Genomic DNA, 480 nt, shown 5'->3' with positions numbered 1-480 from the left:
ATGTATCGGAACAACGCATATCCCTCCTGTCGCGCTATTTCGCCGGCCTGGCCATCCTCATCTCCTGCCTTGGTTTGTTCGGCCTGGCGACTTATACCGCCGAGCAACGCACCAAGGAAATCGGCATCCGCAAGGTGCTGGGCGCGTCGGCAGCAGGTATCGCGGGGCTGCTGGCCAAGGATTTCCTGAAACTCGTCGTACTGGCAATTGTCATTGCCACACCGTTGGCCTGGTGGGGCATGAGCCAATGGCTGGCAGGTTTTGCCTATCATATCGGATTGCAGTGGTGGATGTTTGCGCTGGCCGGCTGCGCGGCCATTGGTATTGCATTGTTGACAGTGGGAACGCAGAGTGTGCGGGCGGCCCTGGCGAATCCCGTGCGGGCTTTGCGAAGCGAGTGAAATAATTTTATTACAAAAAATTCAGGGAAATTAACACGATAACGACAAGGATCCCGACAAGCGAGGCAAAGAATAAATA

At 55.0% G+C, this 480-nt stretch carries 1 protein-coding gene; it reads left to right on the top strand.

Annotation, left to right across the window (positions count from 1 at the left end):
* On the top strand, positions 1-401 hold a 401-nt coding region (locus tag L6R21_28070; GenBank protein MCK6563063.1), incomplete at its 5' end, for an ABC transporter permease.
* Positions 402-480: the final 79 nt, after the last annotated feature.

It is taken from the genome of bacterium, assembly GCA_023150945.1.
Classification (GTDB): Bacteria; Zhuqueibacterota; Zhuqueibacteria; order Zhuqueibacterales; family Zhuqueibacteraceae; genus Coneutiohabitans.
The sequence above is the reverse complement of the archived record's forward strand: the minus strand, read 5'-3'. Positions and strand labels throughout refer to the sequence as shown.